The 19,808-nt window shown below is 57.3% G+C and carries 15 protein-coding genes and 4 tRNA genes; 1 reads left to right on the top strand and 18 read right to left on the bottom strand.

Going from position 1 to position 19,808, the window contains the following annotated elements; all coding sequences use genetic code 11:
- Window positions 1–21 precede the first annotated feature (21 nt).
- The 9 genes from FIV03_RS19360 to FIV03_RS19320 all read right to left on the bottom strand — a co-directional run bounded on the left by FIV03_RS19360 (window position 22) and on the right by FIV03_RS19320 (window position 6,384).
- Window positions 22–1,206, bottom strand: a complete 1,185-nt coding sequence (locus tag FIV03_RS19360) for an NADH-quinone oxidoreductase subunit D (protein ID WP_022998429.1) — start codon at window positions 1,204–1,206, stop codon at window positions 22–24.
- Window positions 1,199–1,642: a GFA family protein gene (locus FIV03_RS19355; RefSeq protein WP_077292762.1), complete on the bottom strand. Its 444-nt coding sequence runs from the start codon at window positions 1,640–1,642 to the stop codon at window positions 1,199–1,201. Before FIV03_RS19355 ends, FIV03_RS19360 begins: the two co-directional genes overlap by 8 nt.
- Before the next feature lie 14 nt (window positions 1,643–1,656).
- The gene (locus tag FIV03_RS19350; protein ID WP_022998427.1) at window positions 1,657–2,262 is read right to left on the bottom strand and encodes an NADH-quinone oxidoreductase subunit C; all 606 of its coding nucleotides are present in this window, start codon (window positions 2,260–2,262) and stop codon (window positions 1,657–1,659) included.
- Between the two features lie 181 nt (window positions 2,263–2,443).
- Window positions 2,444–3,022, bottom strand: coding sequence for an NADH-quinone oxidoreductase subunit B (locus FIV03_RS19345; protein ID WP_006934718.1), 579 nt, complete (start codon window positions 3,020–3,022; stop codon window positions 2,444–2,446).
- On the bottom strand, window positions 3,013–3,378 hold the full coding sequence (locus FIV03_RS19340) for an NADH-quinone oxidoreductase subunit A (protein ID WP_006934719.1): 366 nt from the start codon (window positions 3,376–3,378) through the stop codon (window positions 3,013–3,015). Before FIV03_RS19340 ends, FIV03_RS19345 begins: the two co-directional genes overlap by 10 nt.
- Before the next feature lie 509 nt (window positions 3,379–3,887).
- Window positions 3,888–3,964 (bottom strand) — tRNA-Asp (locus FIV03_RS19335).
- A 55-nt stretch (window positions 3,965–4,019) separates the two neighbouring features.
- Window positions 4,020–4,096, bottom strand: a tRNA-Asp gene (locus tag FIV03_RS19330).
- 285 nt (window positions 4,097–4,381) lie between these two features.
- Window positions 4,382–6,040 carry a Na/Pi cotransporter family protein gene (locus tag FIV03_RS19325; RefSeq protein ID WP_152510656.1) on the bottom strand — a complete coding sequence of 553 codons (1,659 nt, stop codon included), beginning with the start codon at window positions 6,038–6,040 and terminating at the stop codon, window positions 4,382–4,384.
- Window positions 6,041–6,308: 268 nt separating this feature from the next.
- Window positions 6,309–6,384, bottom strand: a tRNA-Val gene (locus FIV03_RS19320).
- A 146-nt stretch (window positions 6,385–6,530) separates the two neighbouring features.
- On the opposite strand from FIV03_RS19320, the gene FIV03_RS19315 reads away from it, so the two are divergent.
- The gene (locus tag FIV03_RS19315; RefSeq protein ID WP_152510655.1) at window positions 6,531–7,895 is read left to right on the top strand and encodes an FAD-dependent oxidoreductase; all 1,365 of its coding nucleotides are present in this window, start codon (window positions 6,531–6,533) and stop codon (window positions 7,893–7,895) included.
- Between the two features lie 2 nt (window positions 7,896–7,897).
- Here FIV03_RS19315 and FIV03_RS19310 read toward each other — a convergent pair whose 3' ends face one another.
- The 9 genes from FIV03_RS19310 to FIV03_RS19270 form a co-directional block, all read right to left on the bottom strand.
- Complete coding sequence (locus tag FIV03_RS19310) at window positions 7,898–8,554, bottom strand: hypothetical protein (RefSeq protein WP_152510654.1); 657 nt, start codon at window positions 8,552–8,554, stop codon at window positions 7,898–7,900.
- 162 nt (window positions 8,555–8,716) lie between these two features.
- Window positions 8,717–8,992, bottom strand: coding sequence for an HU family DNA-binding protein (locus FIV03_RS19305; RefSeq protein WP_031268410.1), 276 nt, complete (start codon window positions 8,990–8,992; stop codon window positions 8,717–8,719).
- A gap of 187 nt (window positions 8,993–9,179) precedes the next feature.
- On the bottom strand, window positions 9,180–11,609 hold the full coding sequence (lon, locus tag FIV03_RS19300) for an endopeptidase La (RefSeq protein ID WP_031268409.1): 2,430 nt from the start codon (window positions 11,607–11,609) through the stop codon (window positions 9,180–9,182).
- Window positions 11,610–11,941: 332 nt separating this feature from the next.
- Window positions 11,942–13,207 carry an ATP-dependent Clp protease ATP-binding subunit ClpX gene (clpX, locus tag FIV03_RS19295; protein ID WP_022998421.1) on the bottom strand — a complete coding sequence of 422 codons (1,266 nt, stop codon included), beginning with the start codon at window positions 13,205–13,207 and terminating at the stop codon, window positions 11,942–11,944.
- A 236-nt stretch (window positions 13,208–13,443) separates the two neighbouring features.
- On the bottom strand, window positions 13,444–14,079 hold the full coding sequence (locus FIV03_RS19290; RefSeq protein ID WP_022998420.1) for an ATP-dependent Clp protease proteolytic subunit: 636 nt from the start codon (window positions 14,077–14,079) through the stop codon (window positions 13,444–13,446).
- A gap of 252 nt (window positions 14,080–14,331) precedes the next feature.
- Window positions 14,332–15,681 (bottom strand): trigger factor, encoded by a 1,350-nt coding sequence (gene tig, locus FIV03_RS19285; RefSeq protein ID WP_055654535.1) that lies wholly within the window; start codon window positions 15,679–15,681, stop codon window positions 14,332–14,334.
- Window positions 15,682–16,251: 570 nt separating this feature from the next.
- Window positions 16,252–16,336 (bottom strand) — tRNA-Leu (locus tag FIV03_RS19280).
- A 91-nt stretch (window positions 16,337–16,427) separates the two neighbouring features.
- Window positions 16,428–17,963, bottom strand: a complete 1,536-nt coding sequence (locus tag FIV03_RS19275) for an NAD(P)H-hydrate dehydratase (protein WP_286202207.1) — start codon at window positions 17,961–17,963, stop codon at window positions 16,428–16,430.
- 75 nt (window positions 17,964–18,038) lie between these two features.
- Window positions 18,039–19,658, bottom strand: coding sequence for a CHASE domain-containing protein (locus FIV03_RS19270; RefSeq protein WP_152510653.1), 1,620 nt, complete (start codon window positions 19,656–19,658; stop codon window positions 18,039–18,041).
- Window positions 19,659–19,808 lie beyond the last annotated feature (150 nt).

The raw sequence follows: 19,808 nt of genomic DNA, 5'->3' as shown, positions 1-19,808 counted from the left end.
ATTGGTTGCGTGCCGTCCGCATCAGCGGTCGACCTCACCGAACACGATGTCCAGAGACCCCAGCACTGCCGAAACGTCGGCAAGCATGTGCCCGCGGCACAGGAAGTCCATGGCCTGAAGGTGGCTGTAGCCAGGCGCCTTGATCTTGCAACGGTACGGCTTGTTGGTACCGTCCGCGACCAGATAGACACCGAACTCACCCTTGGGTGCTTCAACGGCTGCGTAAACTTCACCAGCCGGGACGTGATAGCCTTCGGTGTAGAGCTTGAAGTGGTGGATGAGCGCTTCCATCGAACGCTTCATTTCACCGCGCTTCGGCGGCACGATCTTGCCGTCGATGGACGAGACCGGACCGGTTTCGACCGTCAGCTTTTCCAGGCACTGCTTCATGATCCGGACCGACTGGCGCATTTCTTCCATGCGGATCAGGTAGCGGTCGTAACAGTCGCCGTTCTTGCCGATCGGAATGTCGAAATCAAGTTCGGAATAGCATTCGTAAGGCTGCGACTTGCGCAGATCCCAAGGTGCGCCGGATCCGCGAACCATCACGCCGGAGAAGCCCCAGGCCCAGGCGTCGTCAAGGTCGACAACGCCGATATCCACGTTGCGCTGCTTGAAGATACGGTTGTCGGTCAGGAGACCTTCGATATCGTCAAGCGTCTGCAGGAACGGATCACAGAAGTCCCAGATGTCGTCGAGCAGGTCACGAGACAGGTCCTGGTGAACCCCGCCCGGACGTACGTAAGCTGCGTGCATGCGGGCACCGCAAGCACGCTCGTAGAACACCATCAGCTCTTCACGGGGTTCGAAGCCCCAGAGCGGCGGTGTCAGCGCGCCCACGTCCATGGCCTGCGTCGTCACGTTCAGAAGATGCGACAGCAGACGACCGATTTCCGAATAAAGGACACGGATCAGCTGGCCGCGCTTGGGCACTTCCACACCAAGCATACGTTCGACTGCAAGCGCAAAAGCGTGTTCCTGGTTCATCGGCGCCACGTAGTCGAGGCGGTCGAAGTAAGGCACAGCCTGCAGATAGGTCTTCTGCTCGATCAGCTTTTCGGTTCCACGGTGCAGCAGACCGATGTGCGGATCCACACGTGTTACCACTTCGCCGTCGAGCTCAAGCACGAGGCGCAGCACGCCGTGCGCCGCCGGGTGCTGCGGACCGAAGTTGATGTTGAAGTTACGAACCTGAGCCTCAGCCATTTTGAGGTTCCTGCATTTTTTGCGTGAAATAGGCGATGACTTCGGGACCGGTCATTCTGCGGGTTTCATTAGCGAAAGCGTAGTTTGCCGGCTGTTCGTCAACGAAAATTTCGGACGTGAATTTGAAAACGGACGGATCGTCAAAGGCTTGCGCGGAAACGCTCACGTGCGAGCCGTCGGCCATGCGCCACATCAGCGAGGAACCGCACTTGCTGCAGAATACCCGCTCGCCGTAGTCGGATGACTTGTAGACGCCGAGTGCATCCTTGCCTTGAACGTCCAGACTGTCCATCGATCCGCAGCTGACAGCCATATAGGTACCACCGGTCCAGCGGCGGCACATGGCGCAGTGGCAGACTCCCATTTCGCCGTCTACGGGCGTTGCGGCAAACCGCACCTCGCCGCAAAGACACCCACCTGAAAGCCGTTCGCTCATCCCTGCCCCGCCCTTCAGTTGGTCGTTGCCTTCTCGTCACCGGGCAGCACGTAGTCCGTGCCTTCCCAGGGCGAGAGGAAGTCGAAGGAGCGCATTTCCTGGTTCAGGCGTACCGGTTCGTAGACAACGCGTTTCTTCTCGTCGTCATAGCGAACTTCGACAAAGCCCGTAACCGGGAAGTCCTTGCGCAGCGGATATCCGTCAAAACCATAGTCGGTCAGGATGCGGCGCAGGTCCGGGTGGCCGGAGAACAGAATGCCGTACATGTCGTAGGCTTCACGCTCGAACCATTCAGCACCGGGAAACAGCGGGGTCAGCGAAGCAACCGGCGTGTTTTCATCGGTTGCGACCTTCACACGAACGCGCTGGTTCTGAACGGGAGACAGGAAGTGGTAGACAACGTCAAAGCGCTTCTCGCGCGAAGGGTAATCCACACCGCAGATATCCGTCAGATTGACGAACTTGCACGAGCTGTTGTCGCGCAGAAAGCGGATCGCATCGAGAATGTCGGTCGCGTTTACGGTCAGCGTCAGCTCACCGTATTCGACCTTCCAGGACACAAGGGACTCACCCAGACCGAGCTCGATATGCTCAGCGAGTTCCTTCAACGTCTCGTCCATCGTGTTCGACCTCACTCGTAGATCTGCAGCGTTCAACCGGTTCCGATTGAGTGCCGACTGCCGATCGATCCAGTTTGCCGGGTCTTTGTTGCGCCCCGCTGGACGCGACCCGGAGAGTCAGTTGAACGGGCGCCAGGCGCCCACTCCCTCAAAAATCCGCCGCCTCTTCGGCGGCAGATCCTTATCTTTCGATAGTGCCCGTGCGGCGGATCTTCTTTTGAAGCATCAACACGCCGTAGAGCAGCGCCTCGGCTGTCGGAGGACAGCCTGGCACGTAGATATCGACCGGCACCACGCGGTCGCAACCGCGCACCACAGAATAGGAATAGTGGTAGTAGCCGCCACCATTGGCACAGGACCCCATGGAAATGACGTACCGCGGCTCGGGCATCTGGTCGTAGACCTTGCGCAGCGCAGGTGCCATTTTGTTCGTCAGCGTGCCGGCAACGATCATCACGTCCGACTGGCGCGGCGAAGCGCGCGGCGCGAAACCAAAACGCTCGGCGTCATAGCGCGGCATCGACATCTGCATCATTTCAACGGCGCAGCAGGCCAGGCCGAAGGTCATCCACATCAGCGAGCCGGTACGGGCCCACTGGATGAGGTTGTCGGTGGAGGTTACGAGAAAGCCCTTGTCGGCCAGCTCGTTATTGACTTCCAGGAAGAATGCGTCATCCGCGCCGACAGGCTTGCCCGTATTCGGGTCGATAATACCCTGCGGCTGCGGTGCGACGAGCGGCTCGGTCGTGGTCAATCCCATTCCAGCGCTCCCTTTTTCCATTCGTAGATGAAGCCGACGGTCAGGACACCGAGGAAGACCATCATGGACCAGAAGCCGTACCAGCCCAGGTCACCGAACACGGTTGCCCAGGGGAACAGGAACGCGACTTCCAGGTCGAAGATGATGAAGAGGATCGAGACCAGATAAAAGCGCACGTCAAATTTCATGCGTGCATCGTCGAAAGCGTTGAAGCCGCACTCATAGGCCGACAGCTTTTCCGGATCCGGATTCTTGTAGGCCAGGATGAAAGGCGAAATCAGCAGCGCAAGGCCGATCACCAGCGCAATGCCGATGAACACGACGATCGGGACATATTCCCGCAAGAGTTCTTCCATGTCTTTCGCGTCCTTGCATATGGAGGCGGATCGGGAGGCGATCCGGTGCCAGGGCTGCGCGCCCCGTTGCCTTCATTATACCGGCAGGTCACGCTGTGCCCGTCGGCGTTATGAAACCAACATGCGAGCGCACGCTTAGCTTACGACTTGGTGCAACGCAAGACCCACATGCGGTCAAACTCTTGCCATGTTTGCACCTGTTTCGCACCTACCCCCGACAAATCCTTAATTTCAGCCAGTTTGCAGGAAGGCAAAAACTTTGCACAACCCTTCAGGAAATATGCCGCACCTGCGTTCGTTTTCCACCCCCCTCGCAGAATCGAAGCAAACGCCAGACAAACACCAAAAGAGCTGAAATTTGAATGGACTGCGTCGCCCTGCCTTGAACGCATGATAGCCATCTTGGCGACAATGCCAAGGGGTTGCCTGTCTGCGCGGCAAAGCACTCGCTTTGCGCGAGGCTTGATGTTTTCGATTGAACAGTCTGGGAAAACAAGAGGTACCGTGAGTGGCGCGAGTGACGGGGCTCGAACCCGCGACCTCCGGCGTGACAGGCCGGCACTCTAACCAACTGAGCTACACCCGCACATTCACGGTATATGCGCCAATTCCCGAAAGTACCAAAGCACTTCTATGGGAAGTGGCGCGAGTGACGGGGCTCGAACCCGCGACCTCCGGCGTGACAGGCCGGCACTCTAACCAACTGAGCTACACCCGCTTCGTCAGGCAACGCGTTGTCGCCCTGAAGTGGCGCTGATGTACGGCGGCTGGTTTTGGAAGTCAAGCACCCTATTCCGTCCGAATTGCCGTTTTTTGACAAAGAAGCCCCCAATCGCAGGTTTTCCCCAGAGCCGCCTTGCCGATCAATGTGGATAACTTCCTGTTTCGTAACGGAATTATCCGCATTGCCACGGGCTGTTTTCCGATGGGCTTAGCCTCAAACACATTCGGCAGCTCATAAATACGACCTGCGCCATGCAGATTCTCGTTCTTCAGCCGTGTTTTATTCAGCCGGCACCAGCCGCGTATCGCGCAACAGGCCCTCTCTGGCAAGAATAGGCACCGCAGCAGCTGCGAACAGCGAATTGATTTCCTTCAGGCTGCGCATGACCTCCAGATGGGCGTTGCTCGATTCCATGCTCTGAAGCGTTTTCGATTTCAGCCGCTCCAGATGCCGGTTATGACTTTCGCGTTCCAGCGTGCGCATCTTGTCCTTTTCTGCAATCAATTCGCGCGCGGATGCGACATCCGCCGAAACGAGCACATTGAGGGCAAGCTCCATGTTCGCCAGAACACGGTCGTGCATCCAGGTAAGCTCCTTCAGCCCCTCCTGCGAAAAGCTGATCTTGTTCTTCTGCAACTCCAGCGCAAGTTCGAGAAGGTTCTTTGCCACAAGATCTCCAGCGCGCTCCAGATTGACCGCGAATCCCACCAGTTCCATGCTGCGCTCAGCCTGTTCGCCGGTCAGCTCCCCGCGATTCACCTCCGCGATGTAGAGTTTCACCGAGGAGTGGATCGCATTGACCTGCTTATCCAACTGCTGCAAGCGCCTGATTTCAGGCTCACTGCCCTTCTCCAGCATCATGAGAACCGGTCTTGCCATCACCTCGACCAGTTCCCCCATACGCAAGAGTTCGCGCGTTGCACTGGCCAGGGCAAGCCTGGGGTTGCCGACCAGTTGCTTGTCCAGCGCACTTTGCGGTGTCAGCCGGTCCGCCTCTTCTTGTTCCTCTCTGTCAGGCACCAGGCGTTCGACCAGCCAGGCAACCGGTCTTGTCAGTGGCAGGCAGACGAGAACAAGCAGGAGATTGAAAAGCACATGAACGGCAACGATCTGCTGAGCCGGATCATTGCTGATCGAAGCCAGAGGCAGATCGTAGAATTTTAGCGCCAGCATCACCAGCACAGCACCGATAGACCTGAAGATAAAATTGCCAAGCGGCAGAAGTTTGGCCTTGCGATCCATTCCGCGTGTCAGCCAAAGCGCGACAATACCAGCGCCGATGTTCGCCCCCAGAACAAGTGGGATGGCGGCCTCGTGTGGCAAACCCGTCTTTTGCACCAGGGCTGCGATCATCAGCACGGCTGCCACGCTGGAATGCACCAGAAACGCCAGAAGCGCCCCAACCGCCATCGCCGTCGGTGTGTCCTGCGCAAGGAAGCCGGCAAACTGCGGCATGAACCGCGCTTCCTTCAACGGCGTCGTCGCTTCGCCGATCATTTGCAGCGCAATCAGAATGAAAGCGATTCCCAGAAGAATGCGTCCGATCTGCTTCGCGGACCGAGCGTCGAGCTTCAGGAACAGCCACGCCCCTCCACCCAGAAGCAACGGCACCAGCCAGCTGAGATCGAACACCAGAAACTGCACGACAAGCGCCGACCCGAGATCGGCTCCCAGCAGAACCGCCAGTCCGGCAGCAGTGGAAATAAAGCCGGATGTCGCAAATCCCGCCGCCAGGATCGCAACCGCCGTCGCACTTTGCAGCAAAATGGCAACCGCTGTTCCAGACAAGGCGCCGGCAACCGGTCCGGAGGATGCCTTGCCGATGGCGCGTCTCAACGTTGGCCCGGCCGCCCTTTCAAAACCTGTCCGAACCATGCGAACCGCGTAAAGGAGCAGCATGACTGCCCCGAACATCTTGATGAAAACTAGGATTCCCATCTTGCCAAGTAGCTACCTTTAAACGAGTTTTTTATTTAGCCGCAGAAGTTTATCGGACAAAAAGGAAAAAGAAAACTCACCATTCGAAGGCCAAACGAAATCACCCCGCCACCGGGATACCCAGCAACAGCGGCAAAGCGAAATGACTGTAATTGTGCGAAATTCCGCAACAGCGAACCGCCGGGCAATGTGAGAGCGGCAGCAAACAGCAGAAAACACCCCGGTGCGCAGACACCCTGGTTACAAGTGGCGGATTTCATAAGGGGAATGGTGGGCGATGAGAGACTCGAACTCCCGACATCTTCGGTGTAAACGAAGCGCTCTACCAACTGAGCTAATCGCCCTCAACGAGGTGAGACGCGTTTTAGGGGCTCGTTTGCTGCTTGGCAAGAGCAAAATCTCAGATTTCCGTTTCAAAGATAAAGCCTGTGGATGACGGCTCCGAAAACAGGCAAACTGACCGCTTCAAAAGCGTGAGAAAGCCGCACTCATGGTGACATCCCGCCGGTTGTTTCTGACTGGAATTCTGGCTGCCCTCACCGGCCTGCCGCTGTTGACCAGAACAAGCTCATCACAACCCGTGGCCGGACAGAGAGTGGTTGTTGTCGGTGCCGGCATCGCCGGTCTGGCGGCCGCAAGAACACTTGCAGACGCAGGCTTCTCCGTAACCGTGCTTGAGGCTGGTAACCGGATTGGCGGGCGTCTGCACACGGACAGATCGTTGGGGGCACCTCTCGACCTTGGAGCAAGCTGGATCCATGGAACACGGTCCAACCCCATCGCAGCGCTCGCGCAGCGCTTCGCACAGCCGATGTTCGAGTGGGACTACGACAACGAGGAGGTCTTCGACCTGACCGGCAACGGTGGCAGAGCGGCCGAACGTTTCGAGACTTTCGCGAACGCCCTGGAAGATTTTCTGGACGACACTGAAACCTCCCTCACCCGGATATCGGCAGCCAATGCCATTGAAAAGATACGCCGGCAACGGGCCCTGTCGACACTCACTGACGCTGAACTCGGCTTCATGGCGCATATTCTGCTGGAACAGGAATTTGCGGCGCCAGCGAGCGACCTTTCGCTTGCAGCCGTTGCAGAAGGCGGTGCCTTCGATGGACCCGACGCCGTGCTTCCGCAGGGCTATGACAAGATTGCATTTGGGGTGGCGGATGGATTGACCATCCAGACCGAAACCGTCGTGAACCAAATCGACCATTCCCAAAGGGGCGTGTCGGTAAGAACTGAGAACGGGGTACTGGAGGCCGAATTTGCAATCTGCGCAGTGTCTCTGGGTGTCCTGAAGGCTGGCGACATCGTCTTTTCACCTGGTCTTCCCGACAACAAGCGCAACGCCGTCAGTTCCCTGCGCATGGGCTTGCTTGATAAAATCTATCTCTCGTTCCCGGAAACATTCTGGGATGAAACTGTCCACAACTTCGGCCGCATATCCGGCAAGCCCGACACTTTTGCCTTCTGGCCGAATCTTTCGCCCGTGACCGGAAAACCGATTCTGTGTGCTCTGAACGTCGGCGAATTTGCTCAGGACCTTGAGAAACTTGGTGAAGAGAACCGCAGACAGGTCGCCTTCGAAGCCCTTCAGACCATGTTCGGTCGCGATATACCGCCGCCTGACGCCAGCATAAGTTCCACCTGGCAGCAGAACGAACGAACGCGAGGATCCTACTCGTTCCTGCCTGTCGGGGTGGAGCCGCGAGCAAGAAAAGCACTGGCTGCCGACCTCAATGGCAGGGTCTTCTTTGCCGGAGAAGCCACCGCGCCGAACTTTCCGGCAACAGTGCACGGCGCCTGGCTTTCCGGCCAACGCTCCGCGCGCGATGTGATCGCAATTGCCCGCTAAGTCTATTGGAACTTGTAGGCAAACTGGAGCATGTCGGTGAGCCCGCGCTGCGGGTTGTCCGCGGCAAGTCCGTTCTGATTGAAGAACTGCACCAGACGGGCAATGCCCTGCTGGTCGTTCGGTCCTCTTGGCGGCGGCTGATCCATGAGCTTGGCGGCGATGATCCAGGACATCGTCCGGCGAAGGCGATTCTGATTGGCACTGAATTCTGGATTGCTGGCTGCTCGCTCGAACAAACCGCCCCACGCCTGATTGACGGCATCGTTGATGGCCTCGATGCGAATGAACCCGGCTTGATTGGGACTGCGCGCCTTGTTGAGCAGGTGGTCGATATTGTAACCGGCAAGATCCGACGGTGCGGCCTTGATGCCGTAGACCTGCTCGACAAAGCGCAGCCAGGCTTTCTGATAGGACGAATACCCTGCCCTCACCCACACACTGGCATTCTCGTCCACGTTGCCGGGTTTCTGCACGATGGCGACGTTCTTCAGGCTGCTTCTGCCAGCTTTTGCTGTTTGAACGTCCTCGTCGAAATCATCGAGGAACACGAGGCGTCCAAGCGCCTCGGGGTGTTCAACCTGAACCTGCACCAGAGGGTTACGGACCCAGGCATCAAATAGCGCGCGTTGGCGCCTGCGGATCAAGGCTTGCAGTGACATTCCAACTCCTGTCGAGCAATTGGCATCACCTCACGACAAACGCAATATAATGTGGCAATGGCAATTCGCCAGAGCTCAATCAAAAATAGAAAATAGACAAGGAAAAACCCCGCATCCGTTTCCGGATACGGGGTTGAGCGAAGAAATCGCTCGTGAGCGCTATTAGGCGTTCACGGCGTCCTTCAGGCCTTTGCCGGCCTTGAACTTCGGCGTCTTAGAAGCCGGGATCTGGATCGTTTCGCCAGTCCGCGGGTTACGGCCTTCGGTTGCTGCACGTTCGGAAACGGTGAAGTTACCAAAGCCGATGATGCGGACTTCGTCGCCGCTCTTCAGCGTAGAGGTGACAGCTTCGAAAGTTGCGTCAACTGCTTCGCCTGCCTGCGCCTTGGTGAGGCCGGTCTTTTCTGCAACAGCTGCGATCAGATCGTTCTTATTCATAGCAGATACCTTTCTAAGAAACGGCAGAGTGCCGACGATTCCTGTCAGCGCCGTTGCGCGAAATTCGGTTGAATTGAACTGAAACGCAAGTGGTTTTTTCGCAGAAAACAGCCATTTTGACCGATTATTCAAAAGAAAAGCCCCGGTTTTCCCGGGGCTTTCCAATTTGTGCGCTGCAATGTCGCGATTAGTGGGCAAGAACACCGGAGGTGTCATCGTCCTTTTCTCGCGCCTTGGTTGCGGCTTCGTGAGCTGACTCATCCCATTCGATAGCCTCCGGCAAGCGGACAAGAGCGTTTTTCAGCACTTCTTCCATGCCCGAAACCGGGATGATCTCAAGCGAGTTCTTGACCGAGTCCGGGATATCCGCCAGATCCTTGGCGTTGTCTTCCGGGATCATAACCAGCTTGATTCCGCCACGAAGGGCAGCAAGCAACTTCTCCTTCAGACCACCGATCGGCAGGATGCGACCGCGCAGGGTGATTTCACCGGTCATGGCAACGTCCCGGCGAACCGGAATGCCGGTCATGGTCGAGATCACGGCCGTAGCCATCGCGATACCTGCGGACGGACCATCCTTCGGGGTTGCCCCTTCCGGAACGTGAACGTGAATGTCCTTCTTCTCGAAGGTCGGCGGTTCAATGCCGTAATCGATCGCACGCGAGCGGACATAAGATGCCGCCGCAGAAATCGATTCCTTCATCACGTCCTTCAGGTTGCCGGTGACGGTCATCTTGCCCTTGCCGGGCATCATCACGCCTTCGATGGTGAGAAGCTCACCGCCGACTTCGGTCCAGGCAAGGCCGGTAACCACACCGACCTGGTCTTCCAGTTCGGCTTCGCCGTAGCGATACCGCGGCACACCAAGGTATTTCTCAACGACCTCGCTGGTCACCGTGATGCTTTCCTTGTCGCTCATCAGGATGTCCTTGACCGCTTTACGGGCCAGGGTTGCCATTTCACGTTCAAGGTTACGCACACCGGCTTCGCGGGTGTAGCGGCGCACGATGAAGTGAAGTGCTTCATCCTCGATGGTGAACTCACCTTCGCGCAGGCCATGATCCTTCTCGGCTTTCGGGATGAGGTGACGGCGGCAGATTTCCACCTTTTCCTCTTCCGTGTAACCGGCAATGCGGATCACTTCCATACGGTCCATCAGCGGGCCCGGAATGTTCAGCGTGTTCGCCGTGGTCACGAACATCACATCCGAAAGGTCGTATTCGACCTCCAGATAGTGGTCCATGAAGGACGAGTTCTGTTCCGGATCCAGCACTTCCAGCAGAGCCGATGACGGATCGCCGCGGAAGTCCATGCCCATCTTGTCGATTTCATCGAGCAGGAACAGCGGATTGGACTTCTTGGCCTTCTTCATCGACTGAATGACCTTGCCGGGCATCGAGCCGATGTAGGTGCGGCGGTGACCACGGATTTCCGCTTCGTCCCGCACACCGCCGAGCGACATGCGTACGAATTCACGGCCGGTCGCCTTCGCAATCGACTTGCCGAGCGAGGTCTTGCCGACGCCTGGAGGACCAACGAGACACAGGATCGGACCACGCAACTTGTTGGCCCGGCTCTGGACCGCCAGATACTCCACGATCCGTTCCTTGACCTTTTCAAGGCCATAATGGTCGGTGTCGAGGACCTTTTCGGAGAAGGCCAGGTCGTGCTTGACCTTGGACTTCTTGTTCCACGGAATACCGATCAGCCAATCCAGATAGTTCCGCACGACGGTCGCTTCCGCGGACATCGGGCTCATCTGTTTCAGCTTCTTGATTTCGGCCGCAGCGCGTTCGCGTGCTTCCTTGGTCAGCTTGGTCTTCTTGATCTTGTCTTCGAGTTCGGCAACCTCGTCACGGCCGTCCTCGCTGTCGCCAAGCTCCTTCTGAATGGCCTTCATCTGCTCATTCAGATAGTACTCGCGCTGGGTCTTCTCCATCTGCCGCTTGACGCGGGAACGGATGCGCTTTTCCACCTGCAGGACGGAGATTTCGCTCTCCATCATGCCCAGGACACGCTCAAGCCGCTCGGCGACGGAAACGACGCCAAGGATTTCCTGCTTTTCCGGAATCTTGATCGCAAGATGGGAAGCTACCGTGTCGGCGAGCTTGGAATAATCGTCGATCTGGTTGATCGCGCCCAGAACTTCCGGCGAAACCTTCTTGTTCAGTTTCACGTAGTTCTCGAACTCGGACACGACCGAGCGCGCAAGCGCTTCCACTTCGATGTTCTCGCCATCACGCTCCGGCAGAACCGTTGCGGAGGCTTCGAAATAGTCGGCACGGTCGGTGTATTCGCCGATCTGTGCACGTGCACCGCCTTCCACCAGAACCTTGACCGTATTGTCGGGCAGCTTGAGAAGCTGCAGCACGGTCGCGAGCGTGCCGACATTGTAGATCTGGTCGGGCTTGGGATCGTCGTCAGCTGCATTCATCTGTGTCGCCAGAAGAATGTGCTTGTCGGTGGTCATCACCTCTTCGAGCGCCTTGATTGACTTCTCGCGGCCGACAAACAGCGGCACGATCATATGCGGGAAGACAACGATGTCGCGCAGGGGCAAGACGGGGTAGACAGACGTGCTGTCCTGATCTGTGGCGCGAATTTCTGCGTCGCTCATTTTTTTTCCTTTCTCAGCGTGTCCCGGCCCCACTCGGTAAAAGGCAGCCAAAACACTGGAAAACGGCTCCGAACCGGAAGGTCCTGAAGGCCAGACCACGGCACCCCAGATGGGCGCGCCGACAATCCGCATAAGCCGTCCTTAGGTCTATTAGGTGGACACCAGACCTGCCGGTGTCAAGGCAATCGGTTGCTGCCCACAAGTCTTGTCTGTTGACGACTCATTGCACCGGTGGAAAACGGCCCCGAACAGGTGCATGACCGCCCAAAAACAAAATGCCGCTCAAGTTGAGCGGCATTTATTCACGGTTTCTTGAAACAGCCTTCAGTGCCTCAGGCGCTGGTAGCCGACGTTTCTTCCCGGTCTTCGTAAATATAGAGCGGGCGTGCCTCGCCCTTCACGACTTCCGGAGAGATCACGACTTCCTTGACACCCTTCAGGCCAGGCAGCTCGTACATCGTATCGAGCAGGATGGCTTCGAGGATCGAGCGCAGGCCGCGCGCACCGGTCTTGCGTTCGATGGCCCGGCGAGCGATCGCCTTGAGGGCCTCCTCGTGGAAGGACAGTTCCACCTGTTCCATTTCGAAAAGACGCTGGTACTGCTTGACTAGAGCGTTCTTCGGCTCCGTCAGGATCGTAACCAGGGCTTCCTCGTCGAGGTCTTCCAGGGTCGCGATGACCGGCAGACGACCGACGAATTCGGGGATAAGGCCGAATTTGAGCAGATCTTCCGGCTCAAGTACCGAGAAGAGTTCGCCGATCCGGCGGTCTTCCGGTGCATGGACCTGCGCTTTGAAACCGATGGAGGTCTGCGTGCCACGATCGGAAATGATCTTGTCGAGGCCCGCAAAGGCGCCGCCACAGATGAACAGGATGTTGGTCGTGTCCACCTGCAGGAATTCCTGCTGCGGATGCTTGCGGCCGCCCTGAGGCGGCACGGAAGCAACGGTGCCTTCCATGATCTTCAGAAGTGCCTGCTGCACACCTTCGCCCGAAACATCGCGGGTGATCGACGGGTTGTCAGCCTTGCGGCTGATCTTGTCGACCTCATCGATGTATACGATGCCGCGCTGCGCGCGCTCGACGTTGTAGTCGGCGGACTGCAGCAGCTTCAGGATGATATTTTCAACGTCCTCACCCACGTAACCGGCTTCGGTCAGCGTGGTCGCATCAGCCATGGTGAAAGGCACGTCCAGAATGCGGGCAAGGGTCTGCGCAAGCAGGGTCTTGCCGCAACCGGTCGGGCCGACCAGAAGGATGTTGGATTTCGCCAGCTCGACATCGTTGTTTTTCGATGCGTGATTGAGGCGCTTGTAATGGTTGTGAACGGCGACCGATAGAACCTTCTTCGCGCTGCCCTGCCCGATGACATAGTCATCCAGAACGTCGCGAATTTCCTGAGGGGTCGGGATCCCGTCCCGTGACTTCACCAGCGAGGATTTGTTCTCCTCGCGAATGATATCCATGCACAGCTCGACACATTCATCGCAAATGAAAACAGTCGGGCCGGCGATCAGCTTGCGAACCTCATGCTGGCTCTTGCCGCAGAAGGAGCAGTAAAGCGTATTCTTGGAATCGCTGCCGCTGGCCTTGGTCATGTAGTCAACCTCGCGTTTACGGGGAGTGTTTCCCCTTATCTCTCCGGTTGCGGCCAAATTATGACTGAACCGGTTCTGAAGCGGCGCACAGTCGCCACCTCACCATGTAATGTCATCATGCTTCGCCATTAAAAATCAATATAGGTTTAAGGCGAAGATGAAAACCCGGCATCACCTGGGGATTTTCCGGCTTTAAGCGTGGAAATTCAATCCATGATTAAAGCCGGGTAAGTCCCTCACTTCTCTTCGTCGCCGCCAAGCGTGTTGCGGTCGGTGATCACCTTGTCGACGATCCCGAATTCCTTTGCTTTGTCAGCGGTCATGAAGTTGTCACGTTCCAGTGCCTCCTCGACCTGGTCGAGGGTGCGTCCGGTGTGTTTCACGTAGATTTCATTCAGCCGTCGCTTCATGGCCAGGATTTCCTGTGCATGAAGCATGATGTCGGCAGCCTGACCGCGGAACCCGCCGGACGGCTGGTGCACCATGACCCGCGCGTTCGGCAGGATATAGCGCATGTCTTTCTCGCCTGCGGCAAGAAGAAGCGAGCCCATGGAGGCTGCCTGGCCGATGCAGAGCGTCGACACAGCCGGGCGGATGAACTGCATGGTGTCATAGATCGCAAGACCGGAGGTCACGAGACCTCCTGGCGAATTGATGTAGATCGCGATCTCTTTGGTCGGGTTTTCAGCTTCCAGATACAGAAGCTGCGCGCTTACCAGGGTTGCCACGTGATCCTCGACCGGGCCGGTCAGGAAGATGATGCGCTCCTTCAGCAGGCGCGAATAGATATCGAAGGCCCGCTCTCCCCGGTTGGTCTGCTCGACAACCATCGGCACGAGAGTGTTCATGTAGATATCGACAGGATCCTTCATACCTCATCCATATGCTTGAGATGTTGCCCGGAGGATCTCCGGGCAGGAAACAGGCCATGAAGCGCATCGATTCAGGGCCTGACTCGAAAAAAGCGACACCCCGTATATATGGGATGTCGCCCTCAACGCAAAGTCATGACAGATGCGGCGTGAATGCAAGGTTAAATCTGCGGCCACATCTGGGGATAGACGGGAAAACCGACCAGCCAATCTGGCCGCTTTCGAGAGCATTCCCCCGAAAGCGGATTGACCTTAAGCCTCGTCTTCTTCCTCGGCGACCAGCTTCTCCAGCTCTTCCTTGGTCACCGTCTTGTCGGTCACCTTGGCGAGTTCCAGCATGAAGTCGACGACCTTTTCTTCGTAGATCGGCGCACGCAGGGAAGCCAGAGCCTGCTGGTTGTTCTTGTAGAATTCGAACACCTGCTGTTCCTGGCCCGGGAACTGGCGGACGCGGTCGTAAAGAGCGCGCTGCAGTTCTTCGTCGGTCACCTGGATGTTGTTCTGCTCACCGATTTCGGACAGAACCAGGCCGAGACGAACACGGCGCTCAGCGATCTTGCGGTATTCCGCCTTCGCTTCTTCTTCCGTGGTCTCTTCGTCTTCGAAGGTCTTCTCGTTGCGCTTCATGTCTTCTTCGACCTGGCGCCAGACAACGTCGAACTCGGAGTTCAGCAGTTTTTCCGGCAGATCAAACGAATAGTGCTCGTCCAGCTTGTCGAGCAGCTGACGCTTCACGCGCTGGCGGGTCATCTGACCGAACTGGCCCTCGATCTGGCCGCGGACGATTTCCTTCAGCTTGTCGAGAGACTCAAGGCCGAGGTTCTTAGCGAACTCGTCGTCGACCTTGGCTTCACCCGGTGCGGCAACTTCCTTGACGACGATGTCGAAGGTGGCAGCCTTGCCGGCCAGATGTGCAGCCGGATATTCTTCCGGGAAGGACACTTCAATGACCTTCTCGTCGCCAGCCTTCACGCCAACAAGCTGCTCTTCGAAGCCCGGGATGAACTGACCGGAACCCAGAACCAGCATGCCGTTCTCGTCGGCACCGCCCTCAAAAGGCTCGCCGTCGATCTTGCCCAGGTAGGACATGGTCACGCGGTCGCCATCTGCAGCAGCGCCGTCTTTCGCATCGAACGGTGCGTTGTTCTTGGCGATCTGGGAAACCTGCTCGTCGACTTCTTCTTCAGCGATTTCAACGACCGGACGCTCGATTTCGATACCGGCGAAATCAACGATCTCGAAGCTCGGCAGAATGTCGTAGGTCATCTTGAAGGAAAGATCGGCGTCACCAGCCATGATCTTTTCAGCATCTTCTTCCGGCAGATCGATTTCCGGGGTCAGAGCCGGGCGCTCGGAGCGCTCCTCAACAGCCTTCTGGGTGGTTTCCTGGATGGTGTTCGACAGGATCTCGGCCATGGCCTGACGGCCATACATCTTTTTCAGATGGGCGAGCGGAACCTTGCCAGGGCGGAAGCCCTTGATGTTGGCCTTGGATTTCAGGTCGGCCATGTAATCGTCGAGCTTGGCGGCGAGATCACCAGCCGGAATGTCGATTTTCAGCTCACGCTTGAGGCCCTCGGAGAGGGTTTCGGTTACCTGCATGGGTTTTGTCGTCCTCGGTCCCGAGCGGCAATCCGCCCCGGAGGTTTCGTTTTTAAAATCCCGTGTGCCACATCGCCTGCACTCCCCTTTTGCCGGAAGCGTTCAAACGGCCATGCATCGCCTTGAAGAGACTCCAAGACGCACGATGGGAGCGCGATACTGCGTAGGCCCGAAAGTGTCAAGGGGAGAGCGGGGTTTTGCTGGCGTAAATCGCCTAAAATCAGCTCTTTCAACCAAGTGATTTGGTCTCTTCCAGGAGCCGGAAGCCAATTCCGCCAACCTCGCCGGCCTGCGGTTAAGAACCGCTCCCCGTCACCGACGTTGACAGCCTGATACCAGACCACGCCAAACCGGAGTATGGCCAGAGCCTGACCAGACCGGCCCGCACTGCTGAAGTCACACGGCGCGCAAATTTGCGCTGCGCAACAACTCCGCACAGTCAACGGTGCCCCACCAGGCCTGACACTTGGTGATCAAAACCCGGCGACCAAATACGAGGGTTCTCGACAAAAAGCACAACGTCGAACGACAAGCGCCGAACGCGCACAGGATGAAAATCATTTTGAAGAATGGTGCGGATGGAGGGACTTGAACCCCCACGCCTTGCGGCACCAGAACCTAAATCTGGCGTGTCTACCAATTTCACCACATCCGCGTCGCAACAAGTGGCAAACCACCCTGCGATTGAAGCGGGGCCTCTATAGCATCGCTGATTTTCCCGTCAAAGGAAAAAGCAGCGCCCTGCCTCACCGTAAATCGGATTTCTCCACAAGTGCGCGAAGCACGGGTTTCAGGGCACTCTCAAGATCTTCTGCGATCAGCCCCGGCCCGGCCTCCCGGCCAGCTTCGCCATGTAGCCAGACGGCCATTGCGGCCGCCTCGAAGCCGGTAACACCCTGCGCAAGCAGACCGACTACAATTCCGGCAAGCACATCACCAGACCCGGCTGTTGCAAGCCATGGAGGTGCGTTGCAATTGATTGCCGCACGCCCATCCGGCGCAGCGACAACGCTGTCCGGCCCCTTCAGAATCACGACTGCGCCGGACATTCGTGCTGCTTCCCTGGCACGGGTCAGCTTGCTACCTGCAAGTTCCGGGAAAAGGCGAGCAAACTCTCCCTCATGCGGCGTCAGAACGACCGGTTCCTTATGCGACCTGATGCTTTCGAAAAACGGAGCGCGATCAACGGCACTACTCGTCAGACCATCGGCATCGAATACGCTTGCCCGGTTACAGTCCAGAATCTCCGCTACCGCCGATCGGGTCTTTTCACCAACACCATAGCCCGGACCGATCAGTACCGCGTTGAGGCGCTTGTCCGACAAGAGATCGCGAATACCGTTTTCAGAGGCAACCTTCTTCAGCATTACCGCCGTCAGATGGCTTGCATTGACCAAAAGCGCATCCGGCGGCGACGCCAATGTTACGAGCCCCGCCCCCGCCCGCAGCGCAGCGCCAGCCGACAACCGCGCAGCACCGGTTGCCGTGACCGGACCGCCAAAGACAACCGCATGCCCCTTGGAATACTTGTGACCGGTCGGTGCGACTTGTGGCCAATGGTCAAACCAGAGGTCCGGCCCGTTGACGAAAGTGTCGGGCACGATTTGATCGAGAACGGTTACATCGATGCCAATCTGCGCAACAGTAACCCAGCCACAGGCTTGACGACCGGGATAAAGCAAATGCCCCGGCTTTTGCCGAAAGAACGTGACCGTCTCTTGCGCACTGACAGCCTCGCCACAGACAACACCGTCTGCGCCTTGAACTCCGGATGGAAGATCTACGGAAAGTACAGATGCGCCACACTTGTTGACAGCTTTCACCAAAGCTTCGGCAGCACCATCTAAAGCGCGGTCCAGCCCTGCCCCGAAGAGAGCATCCACGATCAGATCGGCGCCATCCAATAAAGCGCCTAGATCGCCCGCGACATGATCGCCCTCAACAGCGAGAACAGAAGAAAGCCCCATGCGCCGAAAGGCTTCAAGCGCATCTCCCTTCAGAGCGTCGGGCGCTTTGAGCAACCTGACATCAACGCAGTATCCGGCTGACGCCAGACACCGCGCCGCAATGAAACCGTCACCGCCATTGTTGCCGGGACCGCATAGAATGACTATCCGACCTGAAGCGGGAACCATCCGCGCCGCAGCACGTGCCACAGCCTGGCCGGCACGCTCCATGAGTTCGATACCTGGAACACCACCCTCAATGCTCAGTCGATCGGCTTTCGCCATCTCCTGCGGCGTCAGCAACTCATAATCCTGGGCCGTGCCATGCTGGCTCATTTTTAGGCAGTCCCTTCCATGTTCAAACGGCGCTTGAGAATGCACTCGGGCAAATCATGGCCCAGCAGCCGATTCTCAGACCAGAGGCACGGAAATCCGAATGGCAACACCCTTCTCGGTGAACTGCCGATCGATCTTGCCATTCATCTCGCCAGCCACCAGCGCTTCCATGAGCCTGCTGCCGAAGCCGAAATTTTTCGGAGCTTCAATCACTTTTCCGGTCTCCTCAAGCCAGTCGAGCTCAAGCTGCTTGCCTTTTTTGGCCGGCAGGACTTTCCAGATAACCTCGAAGCGTCCGTCATCAGCAAAGACATCGGAATATTTCATCGCGTTCGTTGCAAGCTCGTGAAACACCAGACCGAGCGCATGGGTGCCGGTCTCGTTCAGTTGAACGGCCGGTCCTGCAAGCTTGATGCCCTTTGCCCCCTCACCAAAGACCTGCTCCAGTTCCTGCAGAAGCAATGCCTTCAGGTCGGCTTTCGACCACCTGGACCGGGTCAACAGATCCTGTGCATTCGCCATTGCCTGCAGCCGAGAGCTGAACGAATCATTGAATTCCTCCAGGCTTTCGGAGGCCCCGGCGGTCTGGCGAGCAATCGCGAGAATGCGGGCAATTGAATTCTTGATCCGGTGCTTCATTTCCTGAAGCATCAGATCCTTTTCCTGGATCGTCTTTTCAGACATTTCCTTCAGGCGCTGATTGGCCTCCCTCGCCCGCAGGCGGGAGCGAATCGAGACCGCGAGCGCAGCGGAAAACAGCAGAGATATCGAACCAAGCATGAAGGTGCGCCAATAAAGAAAGGCGTTGTCCTTTGAAGCGGCTTCGATAACGGAGATCTCCCAAACCCGTCCGCCGACTTCTATCTGCCGTGTCACGAGATTTTCAGCTTCCGCGGCGCGCGCTTCATAGTCTTCAGAGGTGTACAGGTGCTCCGGCTGCTCGTCCGTCACGTCGGTCGTGTTGACAAGAACCGGTACCGGGGTTGGAGAAGTCAGGGCAGCCTTGTGCAGATCCCCGGCACGGAAAGGCGCATATACAAAGCCCTGGATGCTTTCTTCGCCGTTCAGTTTTTCTCCGGCAGCTTCTTCTTCACTTGCCAGCGGGAGGTACGCCAGGAATCCCGTCTGCTTCTCCTCCGTGATTTCCTGAACCAGCATGACTGGGGCCGATGCCTTGACGGTGAAGGTGTCTGCCGACGCCAGCATGGCCTTGCGGCGGGTTTCGTCACTGAACATGTCGAAGCCGAGTGCAGCCTTGTTTCGCAGGTCTAGCGGTTCAAGCAGTATGATGGGGGTCCGATGTTCCTGGTCCGTCTCGGGCCAGACCTGACGTTCCAGTTCGTAATTCTGCTGCAATGCCAGGCTTGCCTCATCTTCCCTGCCGGTCTGCATCAGCTTGGCAAAGCCGATACCCTGCATGCCGGACAAATGCCCCTTCAGGAACAAACCAAGGGCAAAGCTCTGGAATTTGGCCCTCGACATGGCTCCGCCATCCGCCTCGAAAAACGAATGCGTCGCTGCAATGAGAGAAAAGTTCTGCTCGGTGCGCCCGCGGATCCGGTCGACCGCCTCTTCTGCGAGTATCTCGAATTCCCGCCGCTCAACCGCTCGCTCCCTGTCCAGAATGACGTAGGTCAGCGACAGGCCGATAGCGGCACTTATCACGAACACAAGAAGGGGAATGTGTCTTTTCATCGCCGCGGGCCTGATCCGGGAAGAAGGTATGGAGAAAACAGAATTAGGAAGTTTTCACGATGCAAGCAACAAAAATCACCTGTAGAACCAACAACAAATTTCAAAATATCATCATAACATTTGTTAATTTCAATATTCATTGAAGTATTC

It is taken from the genome of Labrenzia sp. THAF187b, assembly GCF_009363375.1.
In the GTDB taxonomy this organism is placed as follows: domain Bacteria; phylum Pseudomonadota; class Alphaproteobacteria; order Rhizobiales; family Stappiaceae; genus Roseibium; species Roseibium algicola.
Note: the sequence above shows the minus strand (reverse complement) of the source record. Positions and strands in the feature narration are given on the sequence as shown.